Origin of the sequence: Rubricella aquisinus, from assembly GCF_014199445.1 — a bacterium.
GTDB classification, from domain to species: domain Bacteria; phylum Pseudomonadota; class Alphaproteobacteria; order Rhodobacterales; family Rhodobacteraceae; genus Rubricella; species Rubricella aquisinus.
In genome coordinates this window covers 72,615-93,960 of the sequence record NZ_JACIJS010000002.1, presented here as the reverse complement: position 1 = coordinate 93,960, position 21,346 = coordinate 72,615, and the positions used below count along the sequence as shown (strand labels likewise).

General features: G+C 61.0%; 21 protein-coding genes. 3 read left to right on the top strand and 18 right to left on the bottom strand.

Going from position 1 to position 21,346, the window contains the following annotated elements; translation table 11 throughout:
- Window positions 1-27: 27 nt before the first annotated feature.
- Together FHS89_RS03620 and FHS89_RS03615 are read left to right on the top strand one after the other, a co-directional pair.
- The gene (locus tag FHS89_RS03620) at window positions 28-1,323 is read left to right on the top strand and encodes a citrate synthase (protein WP_184008632.1); all 1,296 of its coding nucleotides are present in this window, start codon (window positions 28-30) and stop codon (window positions 1,321-1,323) included.
- 35 nt (window positions 1,324-1,358) lie between these two features.
- Window positions 1,359-1,826, top strand: a complete 468-nt coding sequence (locus tag FHS89_RS03615) for a YbaK/EbsC family protein (protein ID WP_184008631.1) — start codon at window positions 1,359-1,361, stop codon at window positions 1,824-1,826.
- Here FHS89_RS03615 and lpxB read toward each other — a convergent pair.
- The 12 genes from lpxB to pyrH all read right to left on the bottom strand — a co-directional run bounded on the left by lpxB (window position 1,816) and on the right by pyrH (window position 13,544).
- Window positions 1,816-2,961 carry a lipid-A-disaccharide synthase gene (gene lpxB, locus FHS89_RS03610; RefSeq protein WP_184008630.1) on the bottom strand — a complete coding sequence of 382 codons (1,146 nt, stop codon included), beginning with the start codon at window positions 2,959-2,961 and terminating at the stop codon, window positions 1,816-1,818. The two genes, FHS89_RS03615 and lpxB, sit on opposite strands and share 11 nt — an antisense overlap.
- Window positions 2,958-3,794, bottom strand: coding sequence for an LpxI family protein (locus FHS89_RS03605; RefSeq protein WP_184008629.1), 837 nt, complete (start codon window positions 3,792-3,794; stop codon window positions 2,958-2,960). The genes lpxB and FHS89_RS03605 overlap by 4 nt, the downstream gene beginning before the upstream one ends.
- On the bottom strand, window positions 3,791-4,591 hold the full coding sequence (lpxA, locus tag FHS89_RS03600) for an acyl-ACP--UDP-N-acetylglucosamine O-acyltransferase (RefSeq protein ID WP_184008628.1): 801 nt from the start codon (window positions 4,589-4,591) through the stop codon (window positions 3,791-3,793). The genes FHS89_RS03605 and lpxA overlap by 4 nt, the downstream gene beginning before the upstream one ends.
- A gap of 6 nt (window positions 4,592-4,597) precedes the next feature.
- A complete protein-coding gene (fabZ, locus tag FHS89_RS03595; RefSeq protein WP_184008627.1) occupies window positions 4,598-5,050 on the bottom strand; it encodes a 3-hydroxyacyl-ACP dehydratase FabZ in 453 nt (150 codons plus the stop codon).
- 37 nt (window positions 5,051-5,087) lie between these two features.
- Window positions 5,088-5,651, bottom strand: coding sequence for an OmpH/Skp family outer membrane protein (locus tag FHS89_RS03590; protein ID WP_184008626.1), 564 nt, complete (start codon window positions 5,649-5,651; stop codon window positions 5,088-5,090).
- The gene (bamA, locus tag FHS89_RS03585) at window positions 5,651-7,990 is read right to left on the bottom strand and encodes an outer membrane protein assembly factor BamA (RefSeq protein WP_184008625.1); all 2,340 of its coding nucleotides are present in this window, start codon (window positions 7,988-7,990) and stop codon (window positions 5,651-5,653) included. Before bamA ends, FHS89_RS03590 begins: the two co-directional genes overlap by 1 nt.
- Before the next feature lie 68 nt (window positions 7,991-8,058).
- Entirely contained in the window at window positions 8,059-9,414 is a 1,356-nt protein-coding gene (gene rseP, locus FHS89_RS03580; protein WP_184008624.1) for an RIP metalloprotease RseP, read from the bottom strand.
- Window positions 9,407-10,591 carry a 1-deoxy-D-xylulose-5-phosphate reductoisomerase gene (gene dxr / locus FHS89_RS03575; RefSeq protein WP_343051326.1) on the bottom strand — a complete coding sequence of 395 codons (1,185 nt, stop codon included), beginning with the start codon at window positions 10,589-10,591 and terminating at the stop codon, window positions 9,407-9,409. The genes rseP and dxr overlap by 8 nt, the downstream gene beginning before the upstream one ends.
- A complete protein-coding gene (locus FHS89_RS03570; protein WP_184008623.1) occupies window positions 10,588-11,406 on the bottom strand; it encodes a phosphatidate cytidylyltransferase in 819 nt (272 codons plus the stop codon). Before FHS89_RS03570 ends, dxr begins: the two co-directional genes overlap by 4 nt.
- The gene (uppS, locus tag FHS89_RS03565) at window positions 11,403-12,128 is read right to left on the bottom strand and encodes a polyprenyl diphosphate synthase (protein WP_184008622.1); all 726 of its coding nucleotides are present in this window, start codon (window positions 12,126-12,128) and stop codon (window positions 11,403-11,405) included. Before uppS ends, FHS89_RS03570 begins: the two co-directional genes overlap by 4 nt.
- 99 nt (window positions 12,129-12,227) lie before the next feature.
- Window positions 12,228-12,791: a ribosome recycling factor gene (gene frr, locus FHS89_RS03560; RefSeq protein ID WP_184008621.1), complete on the bottom strand. Its 564-nt coding sequence runs from the start codon at window positions 12,789-12,791 to the stop codon at window positions 12,228-12,230.
- A 21-nt stretch (window positions 12,792-12,812) separates the two neighbouring features.
- Window positions 12,813-13,544 carry a UMP kinase gene (gene pyrH / locus FHS89_RS03555; protein WP_184008619.1) on the bottom strand — a complete coding sequence of 244 codons (732 nt, stop codon included), beginning with the start codon at window positions 13,542-13,544 and terminating at the stop codon, window positions 12,813-12,815.
- Window positions 13,545-13,688: 144 nt separating this feature from the next.
- Here pyrH and FHS89_RS03550 point away from each other — a divergent pair, with 144 nt between their 5' ends.
- Entirely contained in the window at window positions 13,689-15,515 is a 1,827-nt protein-coding gene (locus FHS89_RS03550; protein WP_184008618.1) for a Hint domain-containing protein, read from the top strand.
- Here FHS89_RS03550 and FHS89_RS03545 read toward each other — a convergent pair.
- From FHS89_RS03545 to FHS89_RS03520, 6 genes are all read right to left on the bottom strand, one after another.
- A complete protein-coding gene (locus FHS89_RS03545) occupies window positions 15,429-16,091 on the bottom strand; it encodes a YitT family protein (protein WP_184008615.1) in 663 nt (220 codons plus the stop codon). The two genes, FHS89_RS03550 and FHS89_RS03545, sit on opposite strands and share 87 nt — an antisense overlap.
- A 30-nt stretch (window positions 16,092-16,121) precedes the next feature.
- The gene (locus tag FHS89_RS03540; protein WP_184008613.1) at window positions 16,122-16,982 is read right to left on the bottom strand and encodes a PfkB family carbohydrate kinase; all 861 of its coding nucleotides are present in this window, start codon (window positions 16,980-16,982) and stop codon (window positions 16,122-16,124) included.
- Between the two features lie 87 nt (window positions 16,983-17,069).
- Complete coding sequence (locus FHS89_RS03535; RefSeq protein WP_184008611.1) at window positions 17,070-17,996, bottom strand: AEC family transporter; 927 nt, start codon at window positions 17,994-17,996, stop codon at window positions 17,070-17,072.
- Window positions 17,997-18,035: 39 nt separating this feature from the next.
- Window positions 18,036-18,767 carry a proteasome-type protease gene (locus tag FHS89_RS03530; RefSeq protein ID WP_184008609.1) on the bottom strand — a complete coding sequence of 244 codons (732 nt, stop codon included), beginning with the start codon at window positions 18,765-18,767 and terminating at the stop codon, window positions 18,036-18,038.
- Between the two features lie 70 nt (window positions 18,768-18,837).
- Complete coding sequence (locus FHS89_RS03525; RefSeq protein ID WP_184008607.1) at window positions 18,838-19,821, bottom strand: alpha-E domain-containing protein; 984 nt, start codon at window positions 19,819-19,821, stop codon at window positions 18,838-18,840.
- Between the two features lie 13 nt (window positions 19,822-19,834).
- Entirely contained in the window at window positions 19,835-21,238 is a 1,404-nt protein-coding gene (locus tag FHS89_RS03520; protein ID WP_184008605.1) for a circularly permuted type 2 ATP-grasp protein, read from the bottom strand.
- Between the last annotated feature and the right edge of the window lie 108 nt (window positions 21,239-21,346).

Below are 21,346 nucleotides of genomic sequence, written 5' to 3'. Positions count from 1 at the left end.
TTGCGCATTGGACGAAGGGATATCCAAATGGCCGACACGAAACGTACTGCGACACTGACCCTCGACGGGGCGACCTATGACCTGAACGTCATGTCACCGAGCGTCGGGCCAGATGTCATTGATATCTCCAAACTTTACGGCATGGCGGACGTGTTCACGTTCGATCCGGGCTTTACCTCCACCGCGTCGTGCGAAAGCTCCATCACCTATATCGACGGTGCCAAGGGGGAGTTGTTGCATCGCGGCTACCCAATCGGGCAACTGGCGGCGGAAAGCCACTATCTCGAAGTGTGTTACCTGCTGCTCTATGGTGAGCTGCCCTCCGCAGCACAGCTTGAAGATTTTGAGAACCGCGTGACCCGCCACACCATGCTGCATGAGCAGATGGTCAACTTCTTCCGTGGGTTCCGCCGCGACGCGCATCCAATGGCCATCATGTGCGGCGTTGTTGGCGCGATGTCCGCCTTCTATCACGACAGCACCGATGTGAATGACGAATGGCAGCGCGAAGTGGCCTCCATCCGCCTGATCGCCAAAATGCCGACGATTGCCGCATGGGCCTATAAATACTCCATCGGGCAGCCGTTCGTGTATCCCGACAATTCGCTCGATTACGCGTCGAACTTCCTGCGCATGTGCTTTGCTGTGCCGTCCGAGAATTATGTGGTCGATCCGATCCTCGCCCGCGCGATGGACCGTATCTTTACCCTTCATGCGGATCACGAGCAGAACGCGTCGACCTCCACCGTGCGGCTTGCCGGGTCGTCGGGTGCGAACCCGTTTGCCTGTATTGCGGCGGGCGTGGCCTGCCTTTGGGGTCCGGCCCATGGTGGTGCGAACCAAGCCTGCCTTGAAATGCTGCGGGAAATCGGCACCGTTGATCGCATCCCCGAATTCATCGCCCGCGCGAAGGATAAGAACGATCCGTTCCGCCTGATGGGCTTTGGCCACCGGGTCTATAAAAACTTCGATCCGCGTGCGACGGTGATGAAGGAAAGCGCGGATGAAGTGCTTGACCTGCTGGGCGTTGAGGACAATCCGACGCTTCAGGTCGCCAAGGAACTAGAAAAAGCAGCCCTCAACGACCCGTATTTCGCGGAGAAAAAGCTCTTCCCGAATGTCGATTTCTATTCCGGCATCATTCTGGAGGCGATGGGCTTCCCCACCTCCATGTTCACGCCGATTTTCGCGCTGTCGCGCACGGTCGGCTGGATTGCACAGTGGAAAGAGATGATTGCCGACGAAAAGCAGAAAATCGGTCGCCCGCGCCAGCTTTATACCGGTGCGACGCTGCGCGATTACGTCAACGTCGAAGATCGCTAAGGGATGGGGGGGCTTCGGCCCCCCTTTTTCGCATCATGTCAAAATCCGTCAAACGCGTGCGCGCGGCCCTTGGTGCCGCCGACCTGCCTGATACCATTCAGGAGATGCCCGACAGCACCCGCACCGCTGTGGATGCCGCTGCGGCCTGTGGCTGCACCGTTGCACAGATCGTGAAGTCCATGATCTTTGCGACGGAGGATGGGGCTTTCGTGCTGTTCCTGACCGCCGGGGACAATCAGGTTGATCCCGCAAAAGCGGCAAAGATCATCGGCGCGCCCCTGTCGCGGGCAGAGCCGAATGCACTGCGCAGCTATACCGGATTTGCCATCGGCGGCGTGGCCCCTATTGGGCATCTCAACCCGGTGACCTGCGTGATGGACCCTGACCTGATGCAACACGATACCGTTTGGGCCGCAGCGGGCACGCCGCGCCATGTGTTCTCCATCGCGCCGGATGTTTTGCAGCGGATCACGGGCGCGCGGGTCGAATCCTTCACCGCGTGAGGGCTGACAGGACGGAGCGCGCGGCGCGCAGGCCCGGCGCCTCCCCTCCCCGGCCCAGCATCTCCATCACCTTGTCACAGGCCGTAGCCTGATCGCTTTCACCGCCAAGGATCGGACGCAGAGCCTGTGCGATCCGGTCGGGCGTGCACTCCTGTTGCAGCAATTCCGGCACGACGCTGCTTTTCGTCAGGATATTGACCAGCGACACATGGGGCGTTTTTATCATCCGGCTCATGATCGCGAAGGTCAGCCATGACATCTTATAGGCGATGACCATCGGCGTGCGCGCGGCGGCGAGTTCCAGCGCGACTGTGCCACTTGCCGCCAAAGCAGCGTCGCTTGCGGCAAACGCAACCCGTTTGCGCGCGGCAGCCGCCTCCGGGTCCATGCCACGCGGGTCGAGCACCGTCACCGGCACGGGCCATTTGGCGACCTGCGCTTCGACCATATCTACTACGCCGGGCGCGGCAGGGACCACGACCCGCACTGGCCCGACCCGGCCCGTCACATCGCCAAAGACCGGCGCGAGCTTCTCCACCTCGCTGCGGCGGGAGCCGGGCAGCACGGTCAGCACCGGCCCCTCCCCCGGCAGGCCAAGGCGGAACGCCTCCACATCCGCCCGGTCGGGCTGCGGTTCTGCTGCAACCGGATGGCCCACGAAATCACAACTGACGCCTGCTGCCTGCATCAATGGCGGCTCCATCGGCAGCAGCGCCAACACATGATCCACATGCCGTGCCATCTTCGCGGCGCGTCCTTCGCGCCACGCCCAAACGGAGGGGGCAACATAATGGATGACCGGCAGGTCAGGCCGGGTGGCCTTGACCCGTTTTGCGACCCGCAGACAGAAATCCGGGCTGTCGATGGTGATCAGCGCATCCGGGCCGAGGGCCAGAACGGCCTCTGCCGCCTCATCCCGGCGGCGCAACAGACCGCGCAATCGGGGCAGCACCTCCGTCAGGCCCATGACGCTTAATTCGTCCATCGGGAAAAGGCTGGTCATGCCGGCGGCCTGCATGTCCGGGCCGCCGATGCCGTGAAATTCCACATCGGGGACAAGCGCCCTTAGCCCGCGCATCAGCGCGGCTCCCAACCGGTCGCCCGATGCCTCCCCCGCGATCAGAAACAGCTTCATTCCGCCCGCCCCCACAGGAACAGGCCCGCCGCATCCGCCGCCGCGATCGTTGCCTCCCGATCCACGAGGTTCACGCCGCCTGCTTGCATCACGATCCCGGCCAATCCGGCACGATTGGCCATTGCAACGGTATCGGGCCCCACAGTGGGCGTGTCGAGCCGTGTGTCCTGCCCCGGTTTGCGCGCTTTCATCAGCACACCGCGCGCGCCAAGCGGATCCGGGCGGCCATCGGTGCGCGCCACATACTCCAGCATCGCATCCGTGCCCTGCACCGTTTCAAAGCCAAGGCACAGGCCCTGCGCCACGACGCAGCCCTGCCCGATATCGAGCGGCCCCGTCGCGCGCAAAATCTCCGCCGCGCGGGCGGCATCGGCGTGGTCAGCCTCGCTTGGCTGTGCGCGGGTGAGCACGCCTTCCCCCACCAAGAGATCAGGCAGCAGCGCGTCAGCGGCGACCATCGTGAACCCTTCGGCCTCGAAATACCCCGCGAGGAGCCGCAGCAACCCGTCATCGCCCGATTTCAATGCGGGCAGCAATTTGGGTGCCCAACTCATCAGCCGTTTATCGAATTTCAGCGGGTTGAGGCTTGGCCGATCCAGTCCGCCGATAAAGCAGACATGACTGCAATTCGCGTCATGAAACGCATCGAAAATCTGCCCCGGTTTCTCAAAAGGCACAACGCGATGCGGATGATCGTCAAGCCAGTCGGGCACCGCCCCGGCAAAGGCCACGGCGATATAAGGCAAGCCATCGGCGGCGCGCGCCTCACAAATGGCGCGCGGCACCCATCCCCGACCGACGACAAGGCCAACCCCTGTCTCGATCCGGGTCATGGCGTGGCGAAGGAGCGGTTGCTTTCCGCCAGCATGAAATCGGTGATTTCCTGTACATAGGCGTTGTCGGGATAGGCATCTTTCGTGGCCTTTGCCCGCGCCAGAAGCGTGCCTTCTTCGCTCTCGAAAATCGCGCGATAGGCGGCAAGCAAGGTGCGCAAATCCGCCTTGTCGATGCCGCGGCGTTTGAGGCCCACGATATTGAGGCCCATGAGCCGCGTATCTTCACCGATCACGGTGCCAAAGGGGATCACATCCTTGCGCGCCATCGAACAGCCCCCCACCATGGAGCCGCGCCCCATGCGGATGAACTGATGCGTGGCCGACAGGCCACCGATGATGACGCCATCGTCGATGATGCAATGCCCGGCAAGGCCGGAGCTGTTGGCCAGCACGATCCGGTCCCCGACCATGCAGTCATGGCCCACATGAGTGCCCAGCATAAAGAGGTTGTGATTGCCGATCTTGGTCAGGCCACCCCCGCCCTCCGTTCCGGGATTAAAGGAGGTGCTTTCACGGATCATGTTGTCCGAGCCGATCACAAGCTCGGTCCGCTCGCCTGCGAATTTCAAATCCTGCGGCTGCGACCCGACAGAGGCGAAGGGCCAGATCCGGTTGCGATCGCCCAGCGTCGTGACACCGGTCACAATGACATGGGACATCAATTCGTTATCCGCGCCGATCACGACCTCGGGCCCGATGATGCTGTAAGGGCCAATCGTGGTGCCCGCCCCGATGGTGGCACCATCCTCGACAATGGCGGTGGGATGAATTTTGACGGTCGGATCAATGCTCACGGCAGGTTACCCATCCGCCAGCATGGCCGCGAATTCGCATTCGCAGGCCAATTCGCCATCCACTATGCCGCGCCCTTCGAATTTCCACATCTTCTGGCGCGCCTTGATCTTTTGCACATGCAGTTCCAGCACGTCGCCCGGCTCCACAATGCGGCGGAATTTGCACTTATCCACGGTCATGAAATAGACCAGCATATCCTTGTCGATCAGATCGAGCGTCTTGACGACCATCACCGCCGCCGTCTGCGCCAGCGCCTCGACGATCATCACGCCGGGCATCACGGCCTTTGACGGGAAATGCCCGTTGAAATGCGGCTCGTTCGCGGTAACGTTTTTGATCCCGACGGCACTTTCGCCCAGCACGATCCGCTCCACCCGATCCACCAGAAGGAATGGATAGCGGTGCGGGATCATCCGCTTGATCTCATTCAGATGGACGACATCCGTTTGCTCGGTCATGGGGTGTTTCCTTCGTATTGGGCGATCTGTCTCTTGGCTATTCGTCAGCGGCAGTGTCGTCAAGCGGCGGCTCGGGCGGGAGCGGTGGCCCCTGCGCCTCCGCATCCAGCCGCGCGATCACCACATCCGTGATGTCAAAGCCGCGATTGGCGAGGATCACGCTGCGCAGATCAAGGATCGCGACAGCACGGGTTTCGCGCAGGATGCTGGTATAAATCGCGTTCAGGCGTTGAAAAAACTGCTGGCGCAGCTCCTCTGCCTGCTGCGCGAGGTTTTCGGCGGCTTGGTCCCGCTCCGCCCGGGCAGCCCGCACGCGGGTGTCGAACTCATCAGCGCGGGCCTGAAACTCCTCCCGGTCCAAAGTACCACGCAGCGCGGTCAGCGCCCGCTCCTCCACCTCAAACGCGGAGGAAAGCGCCTCTGTCTCCGCGACGAGCGTGGCGCGCTCCGTCTCGATGATCGACAAAAGCGACTGGCCCGCTTGGGATTGCTGAAGCACCCGTTCGGGATCCACCAGCAAAACCACCGCCTGCACCTGCGCTATGGCGGCCCCCGTCATTAGGAACAGGGCCGCAAGACAGGCAAGGACGGCGCCACGCATCAGAACCGGCGCCCGGCTCCAAGCCGGAAGAATTCGGTATCGTCACCCGGCTCTTTCACGATGGCCTCGGCAAAGTCGATGCGCAGCGGCCCAATGGCCGAATCCCAGAACACCGTCACACCTGCGCTGACCCGGGGCACCGGGCTGTCATCCACGGAAAACGCGCCGCGCACGCCTGCCTCTGCCGGGGCGGAGGTTGCATCCAGTCCCCAGAGCGCACCCGCATTGGCGAACACCCCGAAATGCAACCCGGCATCGGCGGAATTGCCAATCGGAAAGGCTGTTTGCGCGCGGGCCACGAGATAGTTCTTACCGCCAAGCGCGCTATCCACGCTGGTCGCCCCGGAGGTGTCGCGATCCCGTGGACCAAACCCGCCAAAGCTGAAGCCCCGGAAACTCGATCCGCCCAGGAAGAACCGATCCGTCACGCGCGTGCCGCCATCCGAAAAGATCGACCCGACCTCAAGCTCCAGATGCGCCGTCACTTCCTCATCACGGAAAGCAGTGTGCCATTTCGCCTTGGCGATGGCTTGCAGGTATTCGGTATCCCCGCCAAGCCCGGCGACATCACCCGACAAGGTCAGGATATAGCCATCGGTCGGGGCAAAGGCGCTGTTGCGCTGATCATGCACATAGGTCGCCCCGAACGACGAGGTCGTCCGCGTCCCCTGCTCATCGCGGATGAGTTTGGAGACAGTGTTTGTGTCCGTGGCCCCAAAAATTTCATCTTCAGACAAACGATAGCGCAGGCTCAGGCTACCCACATCGCTGATCGGAAAACCAACGCGGGGCTGAAAGCCGGTGCTGGATTCCTGGAAAGATGCGGTGTCGCGGTTCTCTCTGGTGCTGAACACATCCAGGCCAAGCGCGAGATCGCGATCCAGAAACCGCGGTTCAGTGAAGGAGAAGGACGCTGCCTGTTCCTGATCCCCGACCGATACGTCGATTGCGACGCGCTGCCCCCGCCCGAGGAAGTTATTTTCCACCAGCCCGATGGTGCCGCCAAGCCCGGTGGAGGACGAATATTCCACCCCGAAATCCACAGAGCCGGTCAATTGATCCTCAACCTCAGCCCGGACAACCGCCCGGTCGGGTTGCGAGCCACGCCGGGCGCTGACCTCCACATTAGAGAAGAAACCAAGCGCGCGCAGACGATCCTCTGTCCGGGCGATGGAGCGGGCATCGAACACATCGCCTTCGACCACGTTGAATTCCCGCCGGATCACCCGATCCAGCGTCGCCGTGTTACCCACGATATCAATCCGCTCGACAAAGATCCGGTCCCCATCCTGAACCTCGAACACAAGGTCGATGGTGCGGTCTTCGGTGTTGCGGGTGACGCGCGGCACCACCTCGGTGAAGGCATAGCCAAGGTCGCCCGCCCGTGCGGTCATCTCCTCGATCGTGTCTTCGATGGTGCGTTGATCGAATGCCTCACCGGAGATCGAGCGCAACGTGCCCTCAAACCGATCTGGCCCCAGACCGGGCGTGTTCGAGCGGATGGAGACATCGCCAAATCGGTAAAGCGGCCCTTCGGACACGGTAAAGGTCACGATGAACCCGTCGCGCGCGTCATTCAATTCCGCCAATGTGGAGGTCACGTCAAAATCCGCGTAACCGCGATTGAGGTAGAACTGGCGCAACTGCTCCTGATCCACGTTCAGGCGATCCGCGCTGTAATTGTCGGAGGAAAACAGGCCCGACAGGAACCCGGCCTGCCGCGTGTCGATCACATCGCGCAACTCCCCGTCAGAGAACACCCGGTTGCCGATAAAGAGGATGCGCTCAACCTCCGTCACCTCGCCCTCGACAATCTCGAACACCACATCGACGCGGTTGTCCGGCTGGCGGATGATGACGGGGTTGACCGTGGCGTTAAACCGCCCGGCGCCGCGATATGCCTCGACAATCGCCTGTGCGTCACTCTCCACGGTGGAGCGGTTAAAGGCGCGGCGCGGTTGCAGCCGAACGGCCCGTTCCAGCGCCTCATCGGGGACCAGCTCGTTTCCTTCAAAGGCGATGCGGTTCACGGTGGGGTTTTCGACCACGGTGATCAAAACGCCATCCGCCGTGGGGGTGACGACGACATCCTCAAACAGGCCCGTCTCGAAAATCCGGCCAAGCGCGTCGTTCAGGTCGCGCGGGCTGACCGCCTGCCCCCGGCTGAGGCCGGAATAGGTCACGATGGTGGATGGGTCGATGCGACGCTCCCCCTCAATCTCGATCCGCTGGATGGTCAGGATGGGTGCGGTCTGCGCATTGGCGTTGAACACGCCATCGCCCTGCACCGTGAGGGCAAGTATCGCCACGCTTCCCGCCAATGCACGAAGCCCTGTCATCTGTTTCGTCCTGCTCATTGGCACTCCGCCATTCTTTTGAGTTTTTCCGGCCCTGCGGCGTTGCCCGATCAGGCAAACACGCTTAGGAGCCGCGCTATGTCGTTATACGTTGCAAAAACCATCAGCGACAACACCGCAGCAAGCCCTGCGGCCATCGCAATTTCTATTGCCCTTGGCGACGGAGGTGCACCCCGGATCGCCTCATAGAGGTTGAACACCAGATGCCCACCATCCAGCACCGGAATCGGGAACAGGTTCATCATGCCAATGGCCGTGGAAATCAGCGCGATCAGCAGGATAAACTCAGCAATGCCCTGCCCGGCGGTTTCACCCGACACCTGCGCAATGCCAACCGGCCCTTGCAGGTTCTTGGCGCTGACTTCGCCCGTGATGATCCGCTTGAGCCCGTCAAGGGAGCCGGTGATGATGCCCCAGACTTGGCTCGCGGCGATCTGCACCGCCTCCACCGGGCCGGGGGTGCGGACCTGCGGCGCGAGATAGCTGCTGATCGTCACCCCGATAATCACCCGTTTGGTGAAGCTGCCATCGGCGTTTTGCACATCCTCCATCGTGGGGCGCATCGGCAGGGTCAAAAGCTCCGCCCCGCGCCGCACCTGCACATCAATCACCTGCCCCTCGGCTGAGGTGATGAGGCTGCTCAGGCTGTCAAAATCCGGGGTCGGCACGTCACCCACGGCGACAATCAAATCGCCCGATTCAATCCCCGCCCGGCTTGCTGCCGACAAGGGGCGCACGCCAACGATATAGGGCGGTCGGGTGGAGCCAAGTTCAACCGTACGCAGGCTCCCGTCCCGCTCCAGCGTGACCGGAACGGTGGTGCCGGGTGTGATGTCTTGCGTGGCTGTGAGGAAAGCACCGAAACTGTCGATCTCCTCCCCGCCCACAGACAGGATCACATCGCCCTCCGCTAAGGGGACTTCAGCAGCAACCGAGGGCGGCAAGGGGCCAATCACCGGCTTGTCCACCCCGATGCCGGAATAAAAGATGAAACCGACATAAATCACGATCGACAAAAGGAAATTCGCAACCGGGCCTGCCGCGATCGTGGCACTGCGCGCCCATAGGGGCGCACCGGGAAAACTCTTTGCGCGGGTCTCAGCGTCCATCGCCTGAAACGCGGCATTGTCCGCCTGACTTGCCGCGTTTGCGTCCCCCAGAAACTGAACATATCCCCCCAAGGGCAACGCGCCGATCCGCCACCGCGTGCCGCGCCGATCCGTCCAGTGGACCAACTCTTTTCCAAAGCCGAGCGAAAAGACCCGCGCATGGATGCCGCACCAGCGGCCAACGATATAATGCCCGTATTCATGTACGAACACGACAATGCCAATCACCACGATAAAGGGCAGCACCGTCGCGATCAGCCCGCCAACCAGCGGGATCTGCGCAATCAGATCAAGCATGAGACAGATCCTCCCCCTGTGTGACGCGCGCTGTCACATGCGCCCGCGCCCGCGCATCCACCGCAATCACGTGCTCCAGACTATAGGTCGGATCGGCGGCGGCAGAAAGGGCATCAAGCGCGCTTTCCACATGATCGGCCATATCGAGAAATCCGATCCGTCCGGCGATAAACGCATCCATCGCGGCCTCTTTCGCGGCGTTCAGGATCGCGCCTGACAATCCGCCCATTTCAAGCGCCTTGCGCGCCAATCGCAGGGCGGGAAACCGTTCCGCATCGCCATGGCGGAAATCAAGGCAGGCGAGTTTCGCCAGATCAAGCCGCTCAACCGGCAGCGCCCGGCGCTCTGGGTAGTTCAGCGCATAGCCAATCGCGCCGCGCATATCCGGCGGGCCAAGCTGCGCAATCACGCTGCCATCGGTGAAACCAACGAGCGAATGCACGATGCTTTGCGGGTGCACCAGCACTTCGATCTGGTCTGGCTGAATGTCAAAAAGGTATTTTGCCTCAATGACTTCAAGCGCCTTATTAAACATGGATGCGCTGTCGATACTTATGCGCTGGCCCATGTCCCAATTGGGATGGGCAACGGCCTCCGCCAATGTCGCGCGGGCCATCTGATCGCGGGTCCAATCACGGAATGGCCCGCCGGAGGCGGTCAGGATCACCCGATCAAGCGCCGCGCGGCTTTCCCCCCGAAGGCACTGGAAAACCGCGGAATGCTCACTGTCCACGGGCAGCAAACGGGTGCCAGCCGCCGCGACCTCCCGCAAGAGCAGATCCCCCGCGCAAACAAGGCTTTCCTTATTCGCGAGCGCCAGCACACTGCCCTGCCGCGCGGCTTCCAAAGTGGGGGCAAGGCCCGCCGCACCGACTATCGCGGACATGATCCAATCCGCCGGGCGCGCCGCCGCCGCGATCAGCGCCTCCGGCCCTGCGGCGGCTTCGATCCCGGTGCCTGCAAGGGCCGCTTCCAATGCGTCGCGTTTGTCCGCTCGGGCGGTCACGGCCACATCTGCCTGAAGTGCAACGGCCTGTTCGGCCAACAGCGCGATATTGGACGCCCCGGTCAGGGCCACCACGTCATAGGCATCCGCCCCGCCCTGCCGCGTGATCAGATCAACCGTGTTGACCCCAATCGACCCGGTTGAGCCAAAAATACTGATCCGCCTTTTCACCACACGAACACCGATTGACCCCGTGCAAAGGTGATCAGCCCCGCGACAATCGCCGCTGCCATCAATCCGTCAAGCCTGTCCAACACGCCGCCATGACCGGGGAGCAGATTGCTCGAATCCTTGATCCCGTAATACCGTTTGCAGGCACTTTCGATCAGGTCACCGCCCACGCTGACCACCGCGATCAGCGCGGACATCAGCGCGACCTTGACCGCGAATGTCCCCGGCGTGAGCGCGGAAAAAATCAGGCCAAGCAGCACGGCAAGCAGAATTCCGCCGAAAAAACCCGACCATGTCTTTTTCGGGCTGACCCTAAGCCACAGTTTCGGCCCGCCAAACATGCGCCCCGCAAAATACCCTCCGACATCCGCGCCGATCACGATGATGATGAGCCAGATCACCGCGACAAACCCGTATTTTTCATCGGCGCGCAGCCCATCGATGCACATCATCGCAACGGAGATATAGAGAAAGCCAAACACCGCCATCCGGCCCCGTCGCCCTTCGCCTAGCGTCAAAATAACCGCGACAATCGCCACCAGAATGATGCCAAAGCGCATTTCCAGCGCCTCTGTCGCGATCACCGATCCGGCAGCCGCAGCAATCGACAAAAGGCCAAGCACGGATGTGCCCGCGCCCTCCCCCAACACCATTTCCCGAAATTCCCAGACCATCAGCCCGGCCCCAACCGCGAGCAAAGCAGCACTCCACCAGCCGCCGAGCCAGAACAGGAGCAACGCCAAAAGCCCCAGCCCGACACCTGACGCCGCGCGCAGGCCCAGATCGGCAAAAGTCGATGGGGTCGTCTCACTCACCCGGCAACAGCCCCGAAACGCCGTTCCCGAATGGCCGCGCGATCCAGAATGGAGGCATAAAGCGCGGGCGTGAAATCGGGCCAGCACTCATCCACGAACACATATTCGCTATAGCTTGACTGCCATGGCAGGAAATTCGAGGTGCGGAATTCCCCGGATGTGCGGATCACCAAATCCGGGTCCGGCAGGCCCGAAGTATCAAGATAGGAAGACATGACGTCCTCCGTGATCTGTTCGGGCTTCAACCGGCCCTCGGCGACGTCCTGCGCGATCTGGCGGGTGGCGCGGGTGATCTCATCCCGGCCACCGTAATTGAGGGCAATCTGCAAATTGAGGCGCGTGTTATGGGCTGATCTCTCCTCAAGATCGCGCGCTAACTGCTTGATATCCTCCGGCAAACCATCAAGCCGCCCGATGAAGCGGACTTTCGCCCCTTCCGCGATCAAATCCTTTGCCTCGCGCCGGAAATAGAGCCGGAACAGGCGCATGAGCCCGGCTACCTCGGTGATCGGGCGCTTCCAGTTCTCGGTGGAAAAGGCATAGAGCGTGAGGCTCCTGACCCCGATATCGGGGCTGACACGGATGATTTCCTGCACCCGCTCCACGCCCCGTTTGTGACCTGCGATGCGCGGCATGCCCCGACGGCTTGCCCAGCGGCCATTGCCATCCATGATAATGGCAATGTTTTCGGGGCGGTTCTGTCGGGTCGCGCTGCTGCTCATCGGTGATCGTCTCGCTGTTGCGCCCACAGTCGTGAAGGGCTGTGCCTGCCTTTTGTTTCCGGGCAGTTTGTCATTTTCGCGGCGCAAAGCCAAACTTTTTCAGACCTGCATGATTTCGGCCTGTTTTGCCTCAAGCGCCTGATCAATCGTTGCAATATGCGCCTTTGTGATCTCTTCGATCTCGTCTTGATAGAGCTTCTGTTCGTCCTCGCCCATACCGTCGGATTTGGCCTTCTTGACCTGATCCATACCGTCCCGGCGGACATTGCGGACAGCAACGCGCGCGCTTTCGGCGTATTGGCCGGCAACTTTGGTCAGATCGCGGCGGCGTTCTTCGTTCAGCTCAGGGATCGGCAGGCGCAGCGTCGTGCCGTCCATCACCGGGTTGATGCCAAGCCCGGAATTGCGGATCGCCTTTTCCACCGCACCGACCAGCCCCTTGTCCCAGACGGACACGGTGATCATGCGCGGCTCTGGCACGTTGATCGTGGCGCATTGGTTGATCGGCATGTTTGCGCCATAGGCCTCAACCTCAATCGCATCGAGCATATTGCCGGAGGCCCGCCCCGTCCGAAGGGAGGCAAAATCCCCCTTAAGGGAATTCAGCGCCCCATCCATCCGCTTGGCCAAGGCATCAATATCAATTTCGATCTCGTCAGACATGTTTTGCTCTCCTGTCGGGGCTTATTGGGTGACCATCGTATATTTTCCCTCTCCTTGTACAATACCGGCCAAACCACCGGGTGCAGAGAGGGAGAACACGATGATGGGCAAAGCGTTGTCGCGGGCAAGCGCAATTGCCGACGCGTCCATCACCTTGAGATTTTTGGCCAAAACCTCATCATAGGTGACGCGGTCATAGCGTTTTGCATCCGGGTTCGTCTTGGGATCGCTATCGTAGATCCCGTCCACCTGAGTGCCTTTGAAAATCGCCTGACACTTCATCTCAGACGCGCGCAGGGTCGCGGCCGTGTCGGTGGTGAAAAACGGGTTGCCCGTTCCGGCGGCAAAAATGCAGACGCGTTTTTTCTCCAGATGTCGCACGGCGCGGCGGCGGATATAGGGCTCGCAGACCTGATCCATCGGAATGGCGGAGATAACGCGGGTGTTGATCTTGAGCGCCTCAAGCGCTGATTGCATCGCCAGCGCGTTCATCACCGTGGCCAACATCCCCATGTAATCCGCCGTGGTCCGCTCCATCCCCTGCGCAGAGCCTTGAAGCCCACGAAAGATATTGCCGCCCCCGATCACCATGCAGACCTCGACACCAAGGTCGTGGATCGTTTTCACCTGTTTGGCGATCCGCTCAACGGTCGGCGGGTTCAGCCCAAACCCCTGATCGCCCATCAGAGCCTCGCCAGAGATTTTGAGCATGATGCGGGTAAAGCCTGTCGTTGTGGCGGCACCATCGGGCATGGGCGAGTCTCCTTTGCTGTGATTGCGCGGAACCTGCCCCGATTGTGACCCATTTTCAACGTTAATCGCGCCTAACCCCCTGTCATTCGGCTTTAACCCTGTTAGATAGCCAATTGGGGGCGAAAACAGGGTAATCTGGGCGCCATGGCTGTTTTTCACGGGTTCAGTGGCTACGCACTTACCGATTTCGGGGTGTCGTCACGGCTATCGAACGGAGATGCTTTCTCCGTTCCCGTCAGCACGCGCGATATTGTTGCAAACGAAAACGACGGAAACTCGAATTTCGACGGCGGCAACGAAACCTTTGAGATCAACAACACCGCCGTCACGGGCCGCCTGCGCGCCCGTATCGTGGTGGAGAATGACGCAACAGGCGATCAATACATCGTCTATGAGTTGCGGCTGACGGCAGATTACGCGGGCCAGCGGGAAGTCTACCTTTTTGACTCGTCCACAGGCGCGCCGCCCTCGGGCAGCTATACCGTCATCAGCCGCGTGCAAAACCCGCCCGCGGTGGAGTTTCAGGATGGCGGGGGCAACCCCAATTTCATCAGCGATGATGAGTTCATCAACTCCAATGATGGGGTGACAGGGGCTGATGACACTATTTATGGCTATGGCGGCGACGACACCATTCAGGGTGAGGGCGGAAACGATACGATTTTCGGCGGGGAGGGCAATGACACCCTGCGGGGCGAGGGTGGGAACGATACCCTCCATGGTGATGCTGGCGATGACGATATTCGCGGGCAGGCCGGTAATGACACGATCTTCGGCGGCGACGGCAACGACGAAATTCGCGGCAATGGCGGCAATGATATCATCGAAGGGGGCACCGGGAACGACAATATCCAAGGGAATGGCGGTGCTGACACCATTGATGGCGGCACCGGCAACGATACCATCGTCGGCGGTGGCGGAAACGACATCATCGACGGCGGCGCGGACGACGACACAATCGACGGTGGCAACAACAACGACACGATTGACGGTGGATCGGGGAATGACACGATCACCGGCGGGGCTGGCAACGACACCCTGACCGGTGGCACGGGCAATGACGTGTTCATCGCGGGCACCGTCGCGGGGGAGTTGCCCACCGGGGACACGATCACCGATTTCAACAATTCATCCGGTGATATTCGCGACGGCGACACGACGAATAACGATTTTATCGACCTCAGCGCCTTCTATACCTCCCTGCGCGACCTGCGCGCAGATCAGGATGACGGGGTTCTCGATAGTGCTGGTGGGCTGATCCTGAGCGGCGTCGCCCGCACCGACCTGACCAATGACAACACGAATGTGATCTGTTTCGCCGCTGGCACGCGGGTCTCGACCCCGACCGGGCCACGGCTTGTGGAGGAGTTGCGCGTGGGCGATCTGCTCAACACGCTCGATAACGGGTTGCAGCCGATCCGGTGGATCGGGCGGCGGGAATTGAGCGCGATCCGGCTCAAGCTCTTTCCCCATTTGCGGCCCATCCTGATCCGCAAGGACGCCTTTGGCCTCGGCAATCCAGAGCGGGATTTGCGCGTCTCCCCCCAGCACAAAATCCATGTGGCAGCCCCCGAGGCGCAGCTTTTGTTCAGCACGGGTGAAGTGCTCGTGCCCGCCTGTCATCTCGTGGATGGGGTGCGTGTGCTGCATGACCCGGCACCCGAGGACGTGACCTATATCCATTTCCTATGTGACCGGCATGAGATCATTCGCGCCGAGGGATGCCTTTCGGAAAGTTTCCATCCCGGCCATATCGGGCTGTCCACGCTGGATGACGCCGCACTGGAGGAGGTCGCTGCCCTGTTCCCGATGCTGCTGGAGGGGGAGGAGCCGTTTCCCTCCGCCCGCTTCACATTGCGCCGGACGGAGGCGCGGATGCTCGCTTCAGCGCGCGATGTAACGGTCCGTCCGGTGGTTCACCGTCAGAAAAAGGTTCAACACGACCGCGCCCGCAAACGAATACGCTACTAAAACCGGATCGAGCGTGGCGAGCGCCAAGGCGAAAATCCCCGCATCAATCACAAGCTGCGTCAGCCCGGCGCGAAAGCCGAACCGATCCTGCAAAAACAACGCCAAAATGCCGACACCACCAAGGCTCGCGCGGTGGCGAAACATCCCCAAGAGCCCGAAGCCGATCAATACGCCAGCAATAATAGCCCCATAGAGCGGCGCGATCCGGTCATAGCTGATCCAATCCGCCTGCACTCCAACCAGCAGCGACAGGACCGCCACAGCCGCAAAACTCTTGAGCGTAAATGCCCACCCCATACGGATCACGCCAAGGATGTAGAACGGCAAATTCCCGAGAAAAAACAACAGCCCCGTGTCGATCCCGGTCAGGTAATGCCCGATCAGCGCCAGCCCCGCGATCCCCCCGGTCATCAGGCCCAGATGTTCCAGCATCGACAGTGCAACCGCCGTGGCGAGGATCGAGAAACCGATCCCTTGGGCATCTTCCCAAGGAGCGTGATGGGTGGCCGTGGAGGCCCATGTCTCTGACCGTCGGTCAAGCTGGGCGCTCTCGTTGTTGCGATGCAATATTTTCATAAGGCAAATATTGCGCGCGCGAAGAAAAGGTCAAGCGGGCCGGCTGCCGCTTATATGGTTTGCAGCAGCGCGCAGACCGGCATTGAGCGCGTCCCAATCCGCGCGCCCGTCTATTTGAGCGGCAACATGGCCCGCAATCAGGGCGTCGCCCGCCCCCGTCACGCCACCCCGCACGGGGGGCGGGCTTGCGGCGATCACCCGCCCACCATCCGCATAAGCCGCCTCCCCCGCGCCATGGGTCACGAGGGCCGCGCGCGCGCCCATATCACATAGGGCCAATGCAGCGGCGGTGGCTTCACGATAGGTGCCGGGCAAAAGCGCGTTCGCCTCCGCAAGATTGGCGTAGATCATGGGGGAGGTTTGGGTGAGCAATCCCATAAACCGGGTAACCTTGGCTGGACTGGCCGAGACCAACCGCACATCTGCCCGCCGCAACAAGGGCGAGGACACAAGCGTATCGAGCGTGCTGAGCGTGAGGTTGCTGTCCAGAAGGACGATCCCACCCAAGCCCTTCTCCATCACACCATCGAACAGGCGCATTCCCGCCTGCTCCAGACAGCGCGCATCTGCGACCGCGCCGAACAGATCACCCGAAATGCCTTCGATCGCGACATATTGGTCGGTTGTGTGATTGAGCCGGGCCGCATGGCGCATGTCGATCCCGGCAAGCTGCGCTTCATTGATCAGGATATCGCCATCGGCATCCGCTCCAACCGCCGTCAAAAGCTGGACCTTCAGCCGCCGTGCGGCGAGGGCGCGTGCGATGTTATAGGCCACACCACCAGGGCGACGCACCACTTGGCCCGGCACATCATCGGATGGCCGGATCGGATGGGTTGCTTGGGCAATCGTGTCCCAATGGGACGCCCCGATGCACGTAATGCTCGTCATCTTGAATGCTGGTTCTTTTGTCGGAGTTACGGTCGAAGTGTGTACCATAGAGTACCGAATTGCAACGAAAGCTAAGGCGCCGGATCGTCACACTCCGATAAAGACGAGAACGGCAGATAACGTCACGACGCTGACCACCGTAGAGACGAAAATGGTTGAGGAGGCGCGCTGCGGAGCCACGCCATAATGCTCCGCGATCATGAACACGTTACCAGCGGTCGGCATCGCTGCCGCCGCGATCATCACGCCCGCTGCAAACGGGTCCACATCAAACACAAACAGGGCAAGCACACCAACGGCAAGCGGATGCAGCGCCAGTTTCACCGTGGACAGCCAGATCGCGACGGTCACCCGCTCCGCACTGCGCGCCGCCAGAGATGCCCCGATGGCAAAGAGCGCACAGGGCGTGGCCGCCGCCCCCAGAATGGTCAGAAAACTGTCCGCCGGCGCCGGGATCGGCAAAGCGAATATCGACCAGATCAGTCCCGCCGCGATGGACATCACCATCGGATTGCGCACCAGCCCTGCCCCCATCGTGCGCAGGATCGCGGGCGACACGCGCCCGTCGCGGCTGCCGGTGATGATCAACACGATGAGGGAGCCAAACACGATCAGATCCACGGTCAGCACCATCAGAACGGCAGGTGCTGCCTCTGGCCCCATCAGGGCAACTAGCATCGGGATCGCGAGAAAGCCAACATTGCCGATGGCACCGCATTGCGCCTCAATCGCGGCTTCTGCCGCGCCGCGCTTGCGGATCAGGGCCACCATTGTGACCAGCAGATACACAGCGACCGTGCCCAGCAGATAGGCCATGACAAATTGCGGCTCGAACACCTCCGTCACCGGAAGCGTCGCGGCAAACCGGAACAGCATCGCAGAGAGCGCAAAGAAAAAGACGAATTTCGTCAGATAGCCAACGGCGGCCTGCGGGAAAAACCCGCTGGCCGCCGCGCCATACCCACATCCCACCAGCATGAAAAACGGCAGGGTCTGGAGGAAAACCTCAATCATTCGGGAACGCTAACAGGGTGCAGCCGCAACTGCACCCATTTAGACACTGAATTTGACCATATCATCAAAGGACGCGCGGATCGCCTCTGACCATGCGTTGGACAGGTTGCGATAGCCCGCATCGTTCTCATCAATCCGGCGTTGTTGGTCGAACTGGAACGTGTCCGCCTCCATCACCGCGAGATCAAGCGGCATCCCAACACTCAGATTGGAGCGCAGCGTCGAATCCATCGACAGGAGTGCAGCCACGATACCTGTGGCCAGCGGGGTTGCAGGCTCAATCACCCGATCCAGAATCGGCTTGCCGTATTTGTTCTCACCGATCTGGAAGAAGGGCGTGTCATCGCCCGCTTCGATGAAATTGCCCGCCGAATAGACAAGGAACAGGCGCTGACGACCGCCCACGCGCTGCCCGGCCACGATGATCGTGCTCGCCGCACTCTCCCCTGCTGCAGCAAGGCCCGCACCGTATTGGCCCATGACCACGCGCATCGCATCGGCCACAATCTCCGCCACACGGAACATGGATGGCGCGGTGTAGAGCGTGTCGATCCCCTCTTTGGGGTTGTCGATATTCTCTTGCAACAGGCTCATCACGGCCTGTGTCACCGCGAGGTTGCCTGCCGTCATCATGCAGATCACCCGCTCACCCGGAACGTTCCAAGTGAACATTTTCTTGTATTTGGAGATGTTATCGACACCCGCATTCGTGCGGGTGTCGGACAGGCAGATCAAGCCCTCATCAAGTTTGAGTGCGAGGCAATAGGTCATAATTTTGTCCGAAGGTTCATTCGGGTTTGGAATACGCCTTTAGGGGCGGAATGCAAGGCCCGATTGACCCCTAGCTTGCCGATTGCGATTGGGATTGCGACTCCAATGGACCGAGGAACCCAAAGGCCGCGGCCAACTCGCCCGCGAACATATTGGTGTCCACAATCGTGGCCGTCAGCCATTCATGGAGACCCTGCCCAAGCACGTCATCCACGGATGTCTCAAGGATATCGTCCCGCATCCTGCGCGCGCGGTTGAGCACGCGCAACTGATCAGTCGTGCGCGGATCAAGGTCTTCCAAACCCTCCACAATCTCGCAATAACAATGCGCGACGGAGCGGGGACTGACTTTGTTCAGGATCAGGAAATCCACCAAGGTGCGGGCCGTCACTGCCTCCCGATACACCCAGCGAAAGGCGCGCAGGGAATTGGCGGCGCGCAAAATCTGCTGCCATTGCATGTAGTCAAGGCCACCGCCGACCGATTGGTCCTCCGGCAGAAGCACGTTGTATTTCACATCGACAAGGCGCGCCGTTGCGTCCGCCCGTTCCACATATTTGCCAATCTCGACAAAGCTATAGCCCGGCCCCCGCAGCATTGAGGCACCAGCCGCACCCCGGATCAAAAAACCGCGCTGCTTGATCCAATCAAGAAGGCCCGATAGCTGCCCGCGATCCGCCGCACTGGGCGTCAGGCTGCGCATCGTGGCCCAGGTCTCATTGATCGCGTCCCAAACTTCCGTTGTGACCGCGATCCGCATGGCGCGCGCATTCTCCCGCGCGGCCGCAAAGCTGGAATAGACGGAGGACGGGTTTTCATGATCGAAAATCAGGTGATGCACCACGTTCTCGCGCGTGGCCTCCTCCAGCTCATGCGGAAAGGTCGTGGAACACCCTGATGCGATCACGATCGAGGCCCATTCGGAATTTCCGTTCACGCCCGCATCGGGCAGCGCATCCATCCGGCGGCCTGCGTCGATCAGGCGTGCGATATTCTCGGCCCGCTCCACATAGCGGGACATCCAGTATAGTCCGTTGGCAGTTCTGCTCAGCATATTTCTGCCCTCCTTATTGGCTCAGAACCCAGGTGTCTTTGACACCGCCGCCCTGGCTTGAATTGACAACCAATGATCCCTCGCGCAGGGCGACCCGCGTCAACCCGCCAGGGATAAGCTTGGTCTCCTTGCCTGAGATCACATAGGGGCGCAGATCGACATGGCGCGGCGCCAGCCCAGCATCGGTCAACACGGGCGAGGTCGACAAGGCCAGCGTGGGCTGCGCGATGAACCCCGCCGGGTCAGCCTTGATCCGTTCGGCATAGGCTTCGATCTCTGCCTTGGTGGAGGCAGGGCCGATCAGCATCCCGTAGCCGCCCGAGCCGTGGACTTCCTTCACCACGAGTTCGGCAAGATGCTCCATCACATATTTGCACTCATCGGGCTTGCCGCATTGCCATGTCGGCACGTTGGGCAGGATCGCGTCCTCCCCGAGGTAGAATTTGATCATTTCGGGAACGTGGATATAGATCGCCTTGTCATCCGCGACCCCTGCCCCCGGCGCGTTCACCACCGTGACACCACCAGCCTTCATCGCGCCAATGATCCCCGGCACGCCGAGCATGGAATCTGGATTGAAGGTCAACGGATCAAGAAACGCATCGTCAATCCGGCGATAGAGCACATCCACCCGTTCCGGCCCGCGCGTCGTGCGCATGTAGACGCGGTTATCTTCGACAAACAGATCTTGCCCTTCGACCAGTTCAACGCCCATCAGATCGGCAAGGAAGCTGTGCTCATAATAGGCGGAATTGTATTGGCCCGGCGTCAGGATTGCCAAGGTCGGCTCCCGGTCGCACATCGGCGGGGCCACGGATTGCATCGCCTCTGCCAGCATATCGCCATAGTGATCCACGGGGCGCACGATGCCGCCCCGGAACAGATCAGGGAACATCCGCTCCATCACTTCGCGGTTTTGCAGCACATAGGACACGCCAGAGGGTGTGCGGCAGTTATCCTCAAGCACATAGGACGTCTCCGCGTCTACACGCACCAGATCGACCCCGATGATGTGGCTGAACACGCCGCCGGGGGGCGTGTAGCCTTCCATCACGGCCTCATAGGCTTCGTTCCCGGTAACCATGCTTTCTGGCAGGATGCCTGCCTTGATGATCTCCCGGTCGCCATAAATGTCGGTCAGAAACGCGTTGAGCGCATTTGCGCGCTGGATCGAGCCGCGCTCAATCTTGTCCCATTCAGACGCGCCGAACACGCGCGGCACCATGTCAAACGGGATCAATCGCTCCGGGTCGCCGCCCTCGCCATACACGGCGAAGGTGATGCCGACGCGGCGGAACAGCGCCTCTGCCTCTGCGCGCTTTTCCGTCAGCGCCTCGACCCCGTTTTCGTCAATCCAGTCCTGGATCAGTTTGTATTCGGGGCGAACACTGTCCCCATCGTACATCTCGTTAAACATTCTGCTCCCTGAACCTTTTGGTTACCTCTGGCGTTATGCACACTATGGGTGCAAATTCGGACCCAGACTGCAACCCACATGCGCATCATGCGCATCACGGGCCAAACA